Origin of the sequence: Nitrosospira sp. Nsp2 (assembly GCF_003050965.1) — a bacterium.
Taxonomy (GTDB): domain Bacteria; phylum Pseudomonadota; class Gammaproteobacteria; order Burkholderiales; family Nitrosomonadaceae; genus Nitrosospira.
In genome coordinates, this window is sequence record NZ_QAOU01000005.1 from 150349 (window position 1) to 163212 (window position 12864).

Below are 12864 nucleotides of genomic sequence, written 5' to 3' on the forward strand. Positions count from 1 at the left end.
ATGTGAGCACAAATTTCGATTTGACGCGGATTATGCCCCGCGGATCAATAACACGGGGACATCAGCGGTATGCACAACGCCTTCGGCCACACTCCCAAAGAGAATACGGCTGAAACCGGAACGGCCGTGGGTGCCTATGACAATCAAGTCGGCGGGCCAACGCCGGGCTTCTTCGACGATTACGTTGGCAATGCGTTCTCCATCAGCCTGGAGCAATCTTTTCTGCACTGCGACACCCGCCTGCCGGACCATTTTTTCGGCCTCCGCCAGTATTTTTTCGCCGCTGCTTCTCATGATTTTCTGAAGCTCAGCATAGTTGAAATAAATTTCACTGTCGGGAAAAAGGATTATCTCGACAACATGCAACAATTCCAGTTGCGTGCCCTGCCCCGCTTGCCGGGCGAGGCCAAGCGCTTCCTCAAACGCCCGTTGGGAAGTTGGACTCCCGTCAATGGGCACCAGGATACGCTGATACATGGCCATTTCGAAATCATCCCTTGACGCAAACTTTTGGACGAAGGAAAGCAACTCGCCGCGCCAGCCCCGCCTGTTCCGTCGCCTCGGCGACAAGGTCAACATCCTTATATGCGCCGGGGGCCTCTTCCGCTACGCCCCGCATGGATCGGGTCCGTATCAGTATGCCCTGTCGCGCCAGTTCATCGATCAACGCACGGCCTTTCCACCGTGCCAACGCTTGATGCCTGCTCATGGCCCGGCCGGCGCCATGACTGGCCGAGGCAAACGCCGGGTTTCCGCTGGCGCCGGCCAGGATGTACGAGCCCGTGCCCATGCTGCCCCCGATGACGACCGGTTGACCCACGGCGCGATAACGCTCCGGCAACATCTCGTGCCCCGGACCGAACGCACGCGTGGCGCCTTTGCGGTGCACGTGAAGAGCCCTGGATTCGCCGTCAATCTCATGCGTTTCGATCTTGCAGGTATTGTGCGAAACATCGAACAGGGTTTCAAGTTCGGCATGGGGATACACTTGTATAAAGGTGGTGCGCGCCAGGTGAGTAAGAATTTGCCGGTTGGCAAGCGCACAGTTGATCGCAGCGTTCATCGCACCGGTATATTGCTGGCCTTCCGGTGATTTGATCGGTGCGCAGGCCAGTTCGCGGTTGGGTAAACGGATGCCGAACCGGTTGGCCGCTTTGGCCAGCAGGACCATATACTCAGTTCCGATTTGGTGCCCGAGGCCACGTGAACCGCAGTGTATTGAAATGACAATTTGTCCTTCGGAAAGACCGAAAGCCTGCGCGGCAGTAGCATCGTAAATATGTTCCACCGCTTGCACTTCGAGATAATGGTTACCTGAGCCAAGTGTGCCCATCTCGCCACGCTGCCGCTTTTTAGCGAGTTCTGAAACATGATCGGTAACCGCGCCATTGACGCGACCACGTTCTTCTATGTAATCCAGATCTGTGGTATTGCCGTAACCCTGGTTGACTGCCCATTGCGCGCCGTCTTGCATCACTTCATCGAGCTGCGCTGGGGTCAGCTTGATCTCGCCCTCTTCGCCAACCCCAGCCGGAATCGCGTGAAATAGCGCATCTGCGAGGCGAGCGAACTCGGGCGCAGCATCGTTTATGTCAAGATTACTGCGCAGGCAGCGTATCCCGCAGGAAATATCGAACCCAACTCCCCCGGCGGAAATCACTCCACCGCGTTCCGCATCGAACGCGGCAACGCCGCCGATGGGAAACCCATAGCCCCAATGGGCATCGGGCATGGTCATGGCAGCGCCAACCAGCCCAGGCAGGGCGGCGACATCGGCAATCTGCTCCAGCACCTTGTCGTCCATGCTCACCAGCAACGGAGCGCTTCCGTAGAGCAAAACGTCTGCCCGCTTCTCGCCTGGTACCCGGGGCAGACTCCAGAGATAGGGCTGCAGTTGCTGTAGCTGCTGTAGATTCATGACGTTCGCCCGCGCTATTGTTCAGTTGACGTTATGTACCAGCGACATAATTGCGCTGCACGTCTCATACATCGACCACGCACCGCGCTTCCCACGTTGCGCCGGTTTTTTTGACTGACAGCATGGTCAGCGTAGCGCCTTTTACTTCGACACCGCGCTCCAGGCCCGGACGCCACTTCTCGCCCGACGCTTCCGTATGCCAATGATTGCCCTGATGCTGCACTCGGAAACGGCAAAACACCATGCCAAGCTCTCGGGCCTTCCCCAACAACAGATTTAACCATGTGACCAGGGCAAACTCGGGATCGGCTTCTTCAAATTCAATCGCGACCGCAGTCGACGCGCGCACCGAGTCCAGGTCGGTTACGATGCTAAACACCGCCTGTGCCGCTGCCTCGAACGCCTGCTCAACAGTAGTGCCCCAACCCATAATGCCCATATCGGCGTCGTGCTCGAAATACCCCCGAGTTTGACCCGGCCCGAGGCCCTCAGCATGCGGTACTGGTGAATTCATCCTCACTCCCATGCGTGTTTCCGTACAGTTATTTATTATAGGTGCACAGAGAAAAGTTGCCGCGATGGATTGTTCCGCCAGCGATCACGCGTTTCGGATTTACGATAGCCTCCATGATTAACAGGATAGACTAAACTGGGAGCGGTAAAGTCAAAACCGCCGCTGCGTACTTATTCCCGCCGCGTTAAAAAAATCGAACGTGGACGAGCTGCATGCCCAGCCATAATGCCGATATTGCCGCGATCTTTGAAGAGATTGCCGATCTACTCGAAATAGAGGGAGCAAATCCGTTTCGCATCCGCGCTTACCGTAACGCGGCGCGGACTATTGGCGAGCTTTCCGCCGAAGCATACGCAATGGTTGAAAAGGACGAGGATCTGACAAGGTTCCCCGGTATAGGTCACGATCTTTCCGAAAAAATAAAGGAAATTATTTCCACCGACCATTGCGCTTTACTGGACAGTCTGCGCACTGAGCTTCCGCCGGCCGTAACTGAACTGTTAAGGGTTCCAGGGCTTGGTCCCAAACGGGTGAGGCACCTCTATCACGATCTGGATGTGCAAACCGTCGAACAGCTCTACTCCGCTGCGCGCCAGGGCCGCATCCGCACCTTGGCCGGGTTCGGCGAAAAGACCGAACTCAATATTCTCCAGGCCGTTGAACTTCATACTGACCCGATCCGTCGCTTCAAGCTGGCGGTGGCGGCACAATATGCGGAAGCATTACGGCCTTATCTTGCGGCCGTGCCTGGCATAAAACAGGTGACGGTCGCGGGGAGTTTCAGGCGCATGCGCGAAACCGTAGGCGACCTCGATATCATCGTCACCGCTGCGCCCGGTAGCAATGTGATGCAGCATTTTACGGCCTATGATGAGGTTGCAGAAATACTCATGGTAGGTCCGACGCGTGCCAGCGTCCTCCTCAAATGCGGTTTGCAGGTCGATCTGCGGGTCGTACCGGAAGAAAGCTATGGCGCCGCGCTACACTACTTCACGGGCTCCAAGTCACATAATATCGCGGTCCGGCAAATTGCCCAGAAGCGCGGATTGAAGATCAATGAATACGGCGTGTATCGGGGGAAAACACGCATCGCCGGAGAAACCGAGGAATCCGTTTATCGTGCCGTGGACTTGTCCTACATTCCGCCGGAACTTCGCGAAAACCGCGGCGAAATCCCGGCAGCCCGTTCTGGCCGGCTCCCGCATTTGCTGGAACTCAGCGATCTGCAAGGTGATTTGCACGTTCACACCAGTGCTACCGACGGCCACAATACCTTGCTTGAGATGGCAATCGCGGGCCGGTCGCATGGTCTGCAATATCTTGCGATCACCGATCATTCACGCCACCTTACTGTCGCAAGGGGTCTTGATCCTCTGCGCCTGGCGCGACAATGCGACGAAATCGATGCGCTTAACGAAAACCTGGAAGGCATAACTTTGCTCAAGGGGATCGAGGTGGATATCCTGGAAGACGGGAGTCTGGACTTGCCGGACCGCGTCCTGGCCAAACTGGATCTGGTGCTCGGCGCAATACATAGCAAATTCGAACTGTCGCGAGCAAGGCAAACCGAACGGGTCCTGCGCGCAATGTCGCACCCGCACTTTACCATGCTTGCCCATCCTTCCGGTCGAATCATCCATCAGCGTCCGCCCTATGATATTGACATGCCGAGGATTATTCGCGAAGCCGGACGACGCGGTTGTTTCCTTGAACTTAACGCGCACCCCGACCGCCTCGACCTGCTCGACATTTATTGCCAGATGGCAAAGGAAGAGGGAGTCCTGGTCAGCATCGACTCCGACGCGCACAGCACATTTGAATTCGAAAATCTCCGCTTTGGTCTCGGACAAGCGCGTCGCGGCTGGCTGGAAAAACAAAACGTGCTCAACGCCCGCCCGTTAAGCGAACTCCGTGCGCTTATTAATCGCACGGTGTAGGTTCGCTAAAGGCAGCAGTACCGTGGGTCTGGGCGCCCTGCGCTGTCCTACCCCAGCGCAGCAGCATTCCGATAGGCAATAAAATTGAAAAAACAGCCTGACCGCCTATACTTCAAGCGAGTACCGGTTTCATGTCAACTGGCAAATACGATGGATTCCGCATAACCACGGTCACAACGGAGTGAGTCATGATTTTTTCCAACCGGGTCACGGCGGCAAAACAACTTGCCGCGGCTCTTTCCGAGTACCGCGGGAAGCACCCGCTGGTGCTGGCTATTCCGCGAGGCGCCGTGCCGATGGCAAAGATCATTGCGGCCGAGCTGAGCGGAGAAATGGATGTAGTGCTGGTGCGCAAGTTGCGCGCCCCCGGTAATCCCGAATTCGCCATCGGTTCCGTCGATGAAAGCGGCTGGGTGTACCTCGCAGACTATGCTTCCCAAGTTGGCGCGAGCGATGAATACATCAGGCAGGAAGTTGCCACGCAACTTGAGGCGATACGACAGCGCAGAGCCCAATATACCCCTGTGCGAGCACCAATCGATCCTGCCGGACGGGTAGTAATCGTAATAGACGATGGACTTGCCACCGGTGCTACCATGATTGCTGCATTGCATGCGCTTGAGGCGAAACAGCCCAAGGAACTGATTTGCGCGGTACCCGTGGCGCCTCCCGATACGATCGAAAAAGTAAGCGCGAAAGCGGACCGGGTAGTATGCCTTTCAGCGCCGATCAACTTCGGCGCGGTGGCGCAGTTCTACATGGATTTTCCGCAAGTTTCGGACGAGGAAGTTATCGCCGCCCTGTCTGCTTCCGGCGACGGCCATTGATCGAAACCCGTATTTGAAATCACCTATTTTTGAGTCTTTCGTAATACAGGACGAACTCAAGCTGGTCGACCTGCACATCTGATTCACCGGAACTCCGCAAATCGAGATATTCACTTTCTTTGGACGCGACCTCGACTAAAAATTGAATAATCCCCATAAGTCGCCGTGCATTCCAGTCGCGGCTTGAAACAAGGACGGCGCTCCAAAGCTTCCAAAGGGACATTGCCATGATTCGAAATCCAATCGATATTTCCACCCGCATCAGCCCCAACCTTTCCGCGCTTATCGAAAGCCGCGTCAATGATCCGGACGCGGATGAACCCCCCACGCTGGGCTCAGTCCGCTCCTTTGTCGCGGGTCTGGTACCGCCATCCTTGAGCGAGACCGAGCACTTACACCATTTTGATATCGACGCATCGCTTCTGGATGAACTGGATGCGCTGATTGAAGAATTTGGAGAAACAGCACTCGCGATTGACTTTGCCCGCAGTAACGCCAGTGAGCCGCTCTCGCGGGTAATCGAGGCTGTGGTGAATGACGAGAATCGGGAATATCCGCCAACCCTTGAAACGGTAAAAGAGGCAATTATTTCGGGTCTGCCTGCAAGGCTGATCGGCGATGGTGTGCTGGAGGATGATGAAGATGACGCCTTGCTGGCGGAGCTTGAAGGGCTGATCATGCGCCACGGCGGGGACTCGCTCGCGGAAGAGTTCTTGCGTTATGAATAGCTGCAAGCCCGGATCGGCTTAGCTTCCCTGCACTCAGCTAAATCCGCCCCAAGCTTATCCGTTTCTCCTCATTCCCTGCCCGTGACAACTGACGAAGAAGGGAACGATGGGGGTAATAATAGCTGAAACCCAGCGCCCAAATGTCATCGGCTCACCCAAAAGCAGAGGAATGCCCTGATTGATCGCGTTGAGGCATAAACCCACCACCAGCGCAACGGAAAGTGCAACCAGTCGTGCGTTTCGGTCTTGAATAGAGGACTTGATCGCATGTAAATGGCGCATCGTTGACCTTCTCCCTTCTAGTAACAAATTCAAATGTAGAACTCAGTCGTCAGCCCGCCAGCTCGGGGCCAATTTTTTTGCGAGCGCCTTCAGCGCGTACGCACTGTCTAGCCCAAACATATCAAGCAAAGCAACCCTTCCGCAGGCTTGGCGGGAACTATCGCATTTGCAATAATAGTTTTTTCTCGTGTTTATTTCCATGCATACTCTCGTTATCGCACGTTCTGCCTGCTCCGTTGCCGAGACGAAGCTGCCCTCGAGGAATAGCCCTATACGGTGCCACAGAATTGGCTAACAAAACCACATGCTCGAACTACGCAATATTGGCAAAGCCTATGCAAGCGGCCGCAAGGTCTTCGCCGATTTATCCTACGCTCTGGAAGATGGCGCGTATGTAGCCATCATGGGGGAATCCGGCGTGGGAAAATCAACATTGTTGAATCTCATTGCCGGACTCGACGTGCCGGATACGGGTGAGATAGTCATCGATGGGGTCAACGTATCGTCGCTGGATGATGACGCGGCCACCCGTATGCGCCGAGAAAAACTTGGATTCGTTTTTCAGGCTTTTCACGTCCTGCCGCATCTGACACTCAATCAGAATGTTGCCCTGCCTCTGCTGCTAAATGCAGTTCAGCCTGGATTCGCGTCAGAGCGGGCCGAACAAATGTTGACAGCCGTTGGGCTTCGCGGCCGGGGAGCGCATTTTCCCCGGCAACTTTCTGGCGGCGAACTGCAGCGTGTGGCCATCGGCCGTGCGTTGATACACCACCCCAAACTGATCCTGGCAGACGAGCCGACAGGCAACCTTGACCCGGATACCGCGCGGGACATTCTCATGCTGATGCGTGACGAAATAAAGAGCAACGGCGCATCCGCAATCCTAGTTACCCATTCACGCGCGGCCGCCGCGACGGCGGACCGCGTGCTATTGCTGACAAAAGATGGATTGCACCCGCTCCCGGCAAATTCGGTAGATTGGCCACGCTCGGGTGACGTAGGTGGGTCATGAGCGGACGCTGTCGCGCTGGCTGCTATCGGGCGAGTGGCAGGCTCACAAGGTGCAGGCTGCCACGGCCATCATCTCCATTGCGCTCGGGGTCGCGCTCGGGTATGCAATTCATCTGATCAATGCGGCTGCCTTCAACGAGTTTTCCGCCGCGGCCCGAAGCCTGTCCGGCGAGTCCGATCTTCAGGTTCGGAGTGCGCAATCCACCTTTGATGAGTCGATCTATCCGCTTCTGGCCCAGCGCAACGGTGTCGAGCTCGCCAACCCTGTGCTCGAAATCGACGCCGCCCTCCCGGGCGGAGATGAGGAACGAAAGAGGGCCCCTCTGAAAATTCTCGGCCTGGACATTTTCCGCGCTTCGCTCATGGCACCGGACCTCATCGGCCTTCCGGCTGAGGATAAGCTGTTCGATATCCTGGCGGACGACGCGATTTTCCTTTCCCCTGCGGCCATGGAATGGCTGGAGGTAAGCCAAGGCGACCTTTTGCAGCTTCGCGTTGGAACTCAACCGGTAGCCCTGCGGGTGGCTGGCGGGCTGGCACGAGTCCGGGCGGGACAGCGTCTCGCGGTCATGGATGTTGCCGCCGCACAATGGCGCTTCCAGCGTTTAGGCCAATTATCACGCATTGAACTCAAGCTGGTACGGGGAGTCGACCGCACCGCGTTCAAAACGGAACTGTCGAAGGAACTAGCGGCACGGGGCCATTTCCTCATTAGCGAAACGGCCGACCAGGAGATCCGCGTTGCCAACATGTCCCGCGCCTACCGTGTCAACCTGAACATGTTGGCCATGGTCGCATTGTTTACCGGCGCGTTCCTGGTATTCTCGACGCAAGCGCTATCGGTTGTTCGACGGCGACACCAGTTCGCCCTATTGCGTGTGCTCGGCTTTACCCGCAGCCAACTGCTGCGGCAGATCCTGGTGGAGGGAAGCGTGCTCGGCGCGACCGGTTCAATAGCCGGGCTCGCGCTCGGGTACTTGACGGCTGCGGTGGCTTTGCATTATTTTGGAGGCGATCTGGGAGGTGGGTTTTTCCCGGGTATAAAGCCCAGCGTCAATTTCGATATGTCGGCGGCGATAGTTTTTTTTATTCTGGGATTGGGCGTGACCTTGCTGGGAAGCGCAGTTCCGGCGTGGGAAGCGGCCAACACCCGGCCCGCTCCCGCATTAAAAGCGGGCAGCGAAGACGTCGCGTTAGCGAAACTTGCCACGCCTTGGCCCGCGCTGCTCTGCCTGGCCCTGGGCGGAGTTCTCACCCAATTGCCGCCCATTTTCGACTTGCCCATCTTTGGGTACCTTGCCGTGGCGCTCCTCTTGATTGGTGGCATCGCGCTCATGCCCCGTGTTTCTGCGCTGATTTTCTCTGCAATATCCGGTGCGGCATCCCAGCGTGGTTCCGCGGCCATGAGCGTATTGGCATTGGCCCGTCTCGCCAACGCTCCCAACCAGGCCTCGGTCGCACTTGGGGGAGTCCTTGCCAGCTTTACGCTGATCGTGGCCATGGCCATCATGGTGACCAGCTTCCGGGTTTCCGTGGACGACTGGCTGAAACATGTCTTGCCGGCAGATTTGTACGTGCGAACCGCAGTGAGCGGAGATACGCGAGGCCTTACGCCGGACGAAAAAAACGGGATCGCAACCACGCCCGGCATTTTGCGGGCTGATTTCTTCCGCTCATCCCAGCTGATGCTCGACGCCGGCAGACCCGCGGTTGCGCTCATCGCGCGCCCCATCGATATAACCGACCCTGGCAACACGCTGCCCTTGACCGGCGACGTGGTTCCTGCAGCACAGCTCCCGATGGGGGCGATACCCATATGGGTATCCGAGGCAATGGTGGATCTATATGGCTTTACACCAGGCAAACGGGTTACGTTGCCTATTGCAGTTCCCGCGCCTGATTTCGTCGTTGCCGGCGTGTGGCGTGACTACGGGCGCCAGTTCGGCGCAATACAGATGCGGTTGAAGGATTATCAAGCGCTCTCGGGTGATCTGAAGGTAAATGATGCTGCACTTTGGCTGGAAGCCGGGGTTATACCAGAGGAAGTGATCGCGTCTTTGCGGCATTTTCCGTTCGGGCAGGCACTGGAATTCGCGGAACCCGGTCAAATACGCGCGCTGAGCCTGAATATCTTTGACCGCAGTTTTGCCGTCACGTATCTGCTGGAGGCCGTCGCGATCATCATTGGGCTACTAGGGGTGGCATCGAGCTTTTCGGCGCAAGCCCTGGCGCGCAGGAAGGAGTTTGGCGCGCTACGTCATATCGGGGTGACACGGCGCCAAATCCTAGGTATGCTGGCGCTGGAAGGCGCACTCCTGACTTCGTTGGGCATCATGCTTGGCTTCGGGCTCGGCTGGTGCATCAGCCTGATTCTTGTCTTTATCGTAAATCCGCAATCGTTCCACTGGACCATGCAGCTCGCCCTGCCATGGAAGGCCCTTATAGCTGTTGCCATTGCGCTACTACTTTCCGCCGCGCTCACCTCGGTGGCGTCGGGTCGCCATTCGGTCTCCGGCAATGCGATTCGTGCAGTACGCGAGGACTGGTAATGCCGTTCTATACACGCCGTTCCATGCACATCGGCTTTCTTCGCCATGCTGGTGGAACAGCAGTGATGAGTATGCCCCGGCGGTCGAGGTTGATCGCGCTATTGCTGGGTTTGCTCGTCGCTTATTTCGCCGCCACCCCCCATGTTGCCGCTTCTCCTCCTAAGTTTCCACCGGTGCTGCAAGGAACACCGCTTGTCTTCCCGCGCGATTATGGCTCGCATCCAGCCTTCCGTACTGAATGGTGGTATGTAACCGGCTGGCTGGAAACTTCCGATAAAAAACCACTCGGCTTCCAGATCACTTTTTTTCGCTCTGCAACCGAGCATGATCCCGCCAATCCGAGCCGTTTTGCACCGCGGCAGCTAATCATTGCTCACGCCGCATTGTCCGATCCAGCGACAGGGAAGCTGCTGCACGGTCAAAAAAGCGCGCGCGAGGGTTTTGGCCTGGTCTACGCGAAGGAGGGCAATACGGATGTAAAACTGGATGACTGGCACATGCTGCGCGAAGAAAATGGGCGCTATCAAACCAGCCTAACCACAAAGAACTTTATCTTGCGCTTTTCGTTCACGCCCACTCAGGCGCCGATGCTGCAAGGAGATAACGGCTTTTCACGCAAGGGGCCGCGCCCCGAGCAGGCCAGTTACTACTACAGCGAGCCGCAACTCCGAGTGAGGGGAACTGTTGTTCACAATGGCGAGGAAAAAACCGTTACGGGCACTGCGTGGCTCGACCATGAGTGGTCGAGCGAATATCTCGCTCCCGATGCCGACGGATGGGATTGGGTTGGCGTCAATCTCGACGATGGTTCCGCTTTAATGGCGTTTCAAATACGCGGCAAAGACGGAACAAGGGTGTGGGCTTATGCGGGATTACGGGATCGTGACGGGCAATTCACGCGGTTCGAACCGGAGCAGGTTAATTTCGAACCCCAGCGCATGTGGCGCTCACCACGCACGGACGCGACGTACCCTGTGGCAATGCGAATTCAGGTCGGCTCGACTGTTTGGTCCCTCACCCCCCTGCAGGATGATCAGGAACTTGATTCGCGGGAAACGACAGGTGCGGTCTACTGGGAGGGTGCGGTCATCGTCACGCGCGACGGCAAGCCGGCCGGCCGTGGCTATTTCGAAATGACGGGGTATGTAAAACCACTGCGGCTCTAGATGAGTCAGCTCATATTGCGGCTTTTTTTGATCAAATCATAAGCAGCCTGGATTTCCTGAGCTTGCGCCGTCGCCATCTTGATCATGTCTTCGGGGACGCCCTGGCCCATCAATTTATCGGGATGATACTGGTTCATCAACTTCCGGTAAGCACGCTTTACTTCCTGATCGCTGCTTTCCTTGCTCACACCCAACGCCTTATAAGCATCATCCAGCGCGTCGATGGATGGTGCCTGACCTCCGGCAAAATGCGACTGATTCAAAATCATCTCAAGCAAATGCTTGAATGCGGGCTCGTCGTAGCCCAGATGAAGCGCAACGCCTCTTAGCAAGTTCTCCTCTGCAGCATCGAGGCGGCCATCGGAGATCGCCATGACGACAAGGTAAACCAGCAGCATCTGCTTCAGACTGTTTGTATGTCCGCAAGCAGCAATGAATTCGTTCAGCTTTGGCGACACATCATAACCGGGCGCAGCACCCTGTTTGAACAGCGCAATCGCAAGTTGCCGATGCTCAGGTGACATGCCGAGCTTTTCCATGAACGCTTCAACATGGGCGACCTCATCCTCGGAAATATGCCCATCGGCCTTGGCAAGCTTACCCATGAGAATGAAAACGGTTTCCAGAAAAACCGCCTGGCGGCGCGCGCTGGTGAGTGGATTGATCGCGCCGGCGCCGTAGGCTCGATAGCGATCAATAGCGCTCCCTGCAAGGTAGCCGAGAAACGCGCCAAAAATTCCAAAGAGGTAGTAGCCTAATAAAGCTAGAATTATTTTGAACAAGGCAGGTTCCTGCGCCCTAATGAAATGGAGAACGTAAGATTAGCAATGAGCGCGCCATAAACCGCAGAGCAACATAATATCAGTAAATCTTTGCACGACCCGCCTCATGCTCCCGCGTAGCGGAGTGTTTTTATGCACCACCCTTGCCTGGACGGGTAAGTATAGGTTACTACATAGGAGGAATCATGATTGAGTTGCATTCGAGCCCAACGCCTAATGGGCAGAAGGTTATGATTGTGCTCGAAGAAATCGGACTTGAGTGGAAGCATATCGACGTTGATATCGGGCTTGGCGAGCAGTTTCGACCCCAGCACTTAAAGCTTAACCCCAACAACAAAATTCCTGCCATTGTTGACATGGAAGGCCCGAACGGGCGACCGTATGCGATGATGGAGTCCGGCGCCATTCTTGTTTATTTGGCGGAGAAAACCGGAAGGCTTCTGCCAACGGATGTGCTCAAGCGTTACGACACGCTCCAGTGGCTTTTTTTCCAGGTCGCCCATATCGGGCCCATGTTCGGCCAGGCCAACCACTTCAACCGGCAGGCGCAGGACAATCAGTATGCCAGGGATCGGTACAACAACGAGGTGCTGCGTTTGTACCGTGTCCTGGAGAACCGGCTGGGCGATTTGCCCTGGATCGCTTGCGACGAATACACGATTGCCGACATTGCGGCCTACCCCTGGTGCAAAGGCTATTCGGAACGAGGCGTCGACCCGACTGCTTTTCCAAATCTAATGCACTGGCTCGACCGGATGGAAGCGCGCCCCGCGGTGCAACGCACTTATCGGATGGCGGCAGAAATTCGCGCTCGCATGGCTAAGGCGGCAGAAGGCCGGGCGCAGATCGACATCTACGATACCAGGGATAACGCCGAACGTCTCGCTCGCGCGACGTCTCGTTAAGCGGGCAAATTTTTTTTCATCGTAGGCGCCGCAGGCTGCGGCAGAAAGAGCGCCAGAGCGGCCTCCACACATACAGCGAGCCGAAACGGAAGGCCGGCGTCGTGGGTAGCAGCCGAGCCATAACGTTAGCCCGCCGAGTTTTTTGTTTGAAGACCAACCCGACGTTTCGCCCACTTCTTCCCTATTTCCCAGCTTATCCATCAAAAAACGTCCATACGTCGTAACCCCAAGCGGACCTGAAGATC

At 56.5% G+C, this 12864-nt stretch carries 13 protein-coding genes; 7 read left to right on the forward strand and 6 right to left on the reverse strand.

The window, feature by feature from the left end:
* Positions 1 to 30: 30 nt before the first annotated feature.
* The 3 genes from C8R31_RS11985 to C8R31_RS11995 all read right to left on the reverse strand — a co-directional run bounded on the left by C8R31_RS11985 (position 31) and on the right by C8R31_RS11995 (position 2432).
* Positions 31 to 483 carry a universal stress protein gene (locus C8R31_RS11985; RefSeq protein ID WP_308811276.1) on the reverse strand — a complete coding sequence of 151 codons (453 nt, stop codon included), beginning with the start codon at positions 481 to 483 and terminating at the stop codon, positions 31 to 33.
* Positions 484 to 490: 7 nt separating this feature from the next.
* A complete protein-coding gene (locus C8R31_RS11990) occupies positions 491 to 1918 on the reverse strand; it encodes an RtcB family protein (protein ID WP_107694301.1) in 1428 nt (475 codons plus the stop codon).
* Between the two features lie 64 nt (positions 1919 to 1982).
* Positions 1983 to 2432: an archease gene (locus C8R31_RS11995; protein ID WP_107694302.1), complete on the reverse strand. Its 450-nt coding sequence runs from the start codon at positions 2430 to 2432 to the stop codon at positions 1983 to 1985.
* 212 nt (positions 2433 to 2644) lie between these two features.
* On the opposite strand from C8R31_RS11995, the gene polX reads away from it, so the two are divergent.
* On the forward strand, positions 2645 to 4369 hold the full coding sequence (polX, locus tag C8R31_RS12000; protein WP_107694303.1) for a DNA polymerase/3'-5' exonuclease PolX: 1725 nt from the start codon (positions 2645 to 2647) through the stop codon (positions 4367 to 4369).
* Between the two features lie 188 nt (positions 4370 to 4557).
* On the forward strand, positions 4558 to 5196 hold the full coding sequence (locus C8R31_RS12005; RefSeq protein WP_107694304.1) for a phosphoribosyltransferase: 639 nt from the start codon (positions 4558 to 4560) through the stop codon (positions 5194 to 5196).
* A 19-nt stretch (positions 5197 to 5215) separates the two neighbouring features.
* Here the strand turns inward: C8R31_RS12005 and C8R31_RS12010 are convergent, their stop codons facing one another.
* Positions 5216 to 5425: a hypothetical protein gene (locus tag C8R31_RS12010; protein ID WP_107694305.1), complete on the reverse strand. Its 210-nt coding sequence runs from the start codon at positions 5423 to 5425 to the stop codon at positions 5216 to 5218.
* On the opposite strand from C8R31_RS12010, the gene C8R31_RS12015 reads away from it, so the two are divergent.
* Complete coding sequence (locus C8R31_RS12015) at positions 5424 to 5924, forward strand: hypothetical protein (protein ID WP_107694306.1); 501 nt, start codon at positions 5424 to 5426, stop codon at positions 5922 to 5924. The two genes, C8R31_RS12010 and C8R31_RS12015, sit on opposite strands and share 2 nt — an antisense overlap.
* 54 nt (positions 5925 to 5978) lie before the next feature.
* Here C8R31_RS12015 and nrtS read toward each other — a convergent pair whose 3' ends face one another.
* The gene (nrtS, locus tag C8R31_RS12020) at positions 5979 to 6206 is read right to left on the reverse strand and encodes a nitrate/nitrite transporter NrtS (protein WP_091137992.1); all 228 of its coding nucleotides are present in this window, start codon (positions 6204 to 6206) and stop codon (positions 5979 to 5981) included.
* Between the two features lie 304 nt (positions 6207 to 6510).
* On the opposite strand from nrtS, the gene C8R31_RS12025 reads away from it, so the two are divergent.
* The 3 genes from C8R31_RS12025 to C8R31_RS12035 are packed head-to-tail and all read left to right on the forward strand — an operon-like array spanning position 6511 to position 10932.
* Complete coding sequence (locus C8R31_RS12025; RefSeq protein ID WP_107694307.1) at positions 6511 to 7218, forward strand: ABC transporter ATP-binding protein; 708 nt, start codon at positions 6511 to 6513, stop codon at positions 7216 to 7218.
* Positions 7208 to 9766, forward strand: coding sequence for an FtsX-like permease family protein (locus C8R31_RS12030; protein ID WP_258192692.1), 2559 nt, complete (start codon positions 7208 to 7210; stop codon positions 9764 to 9766). The genes C8R31_RS12025 and C8R31_RS12030 overlap by 11 nt, the downstream gene beginning before the upstream one ends.
* Complete coding sequence (locus C8R31_RS12035) at positions 9766 to 10932, forward strand: lipocalin-like domain-containing protein (RefSeq protein WP_107694308.1); 1167 nt, start codon at positions 9766 to 9768, stop codon at positions 10930 to 10932. Before C8R31_RS12030 ends, C8R31_RS12035 begins: the two co-directional genes overlap by 1 nt.
* A gap of 5 nt (positions 10933 to 10937) precedes the next feature.
* Here C8R31_RS12035 and djlA read toward each other — a convergent pair whose 3' ends face one another.
* Positions 10938 to 11714: a co-chaperone DjlA gene (gene djlA / locus C8R31_RS12040; protein WP_107694309.1), complete on the reverse strand. Its 777-nt coding sequence runs from the start codon at positions 11712 to 11714 to the stop codon at positions 10938 to 10940.
* Positions 11715 to 11899: 185 nt separating this feature from the next.
* Between djlA and C8R31_RS12045 the strand changes: the two genes are divergently transcribed.
* The gene (locus tag C8R31_RS12045) at positions 11900 to 12619 is read left to right on the forward strand and encodes a glutathione binding-like protein (protein ID WP_107694310.1); all 720 of its coding nucleotides are present in this window, start codon (positions 11900 to 11902) and stop codon (positions 12617 to 12619) included.
* Positions 12620 to 12864 lie beyond the last annotated feature (245 nt).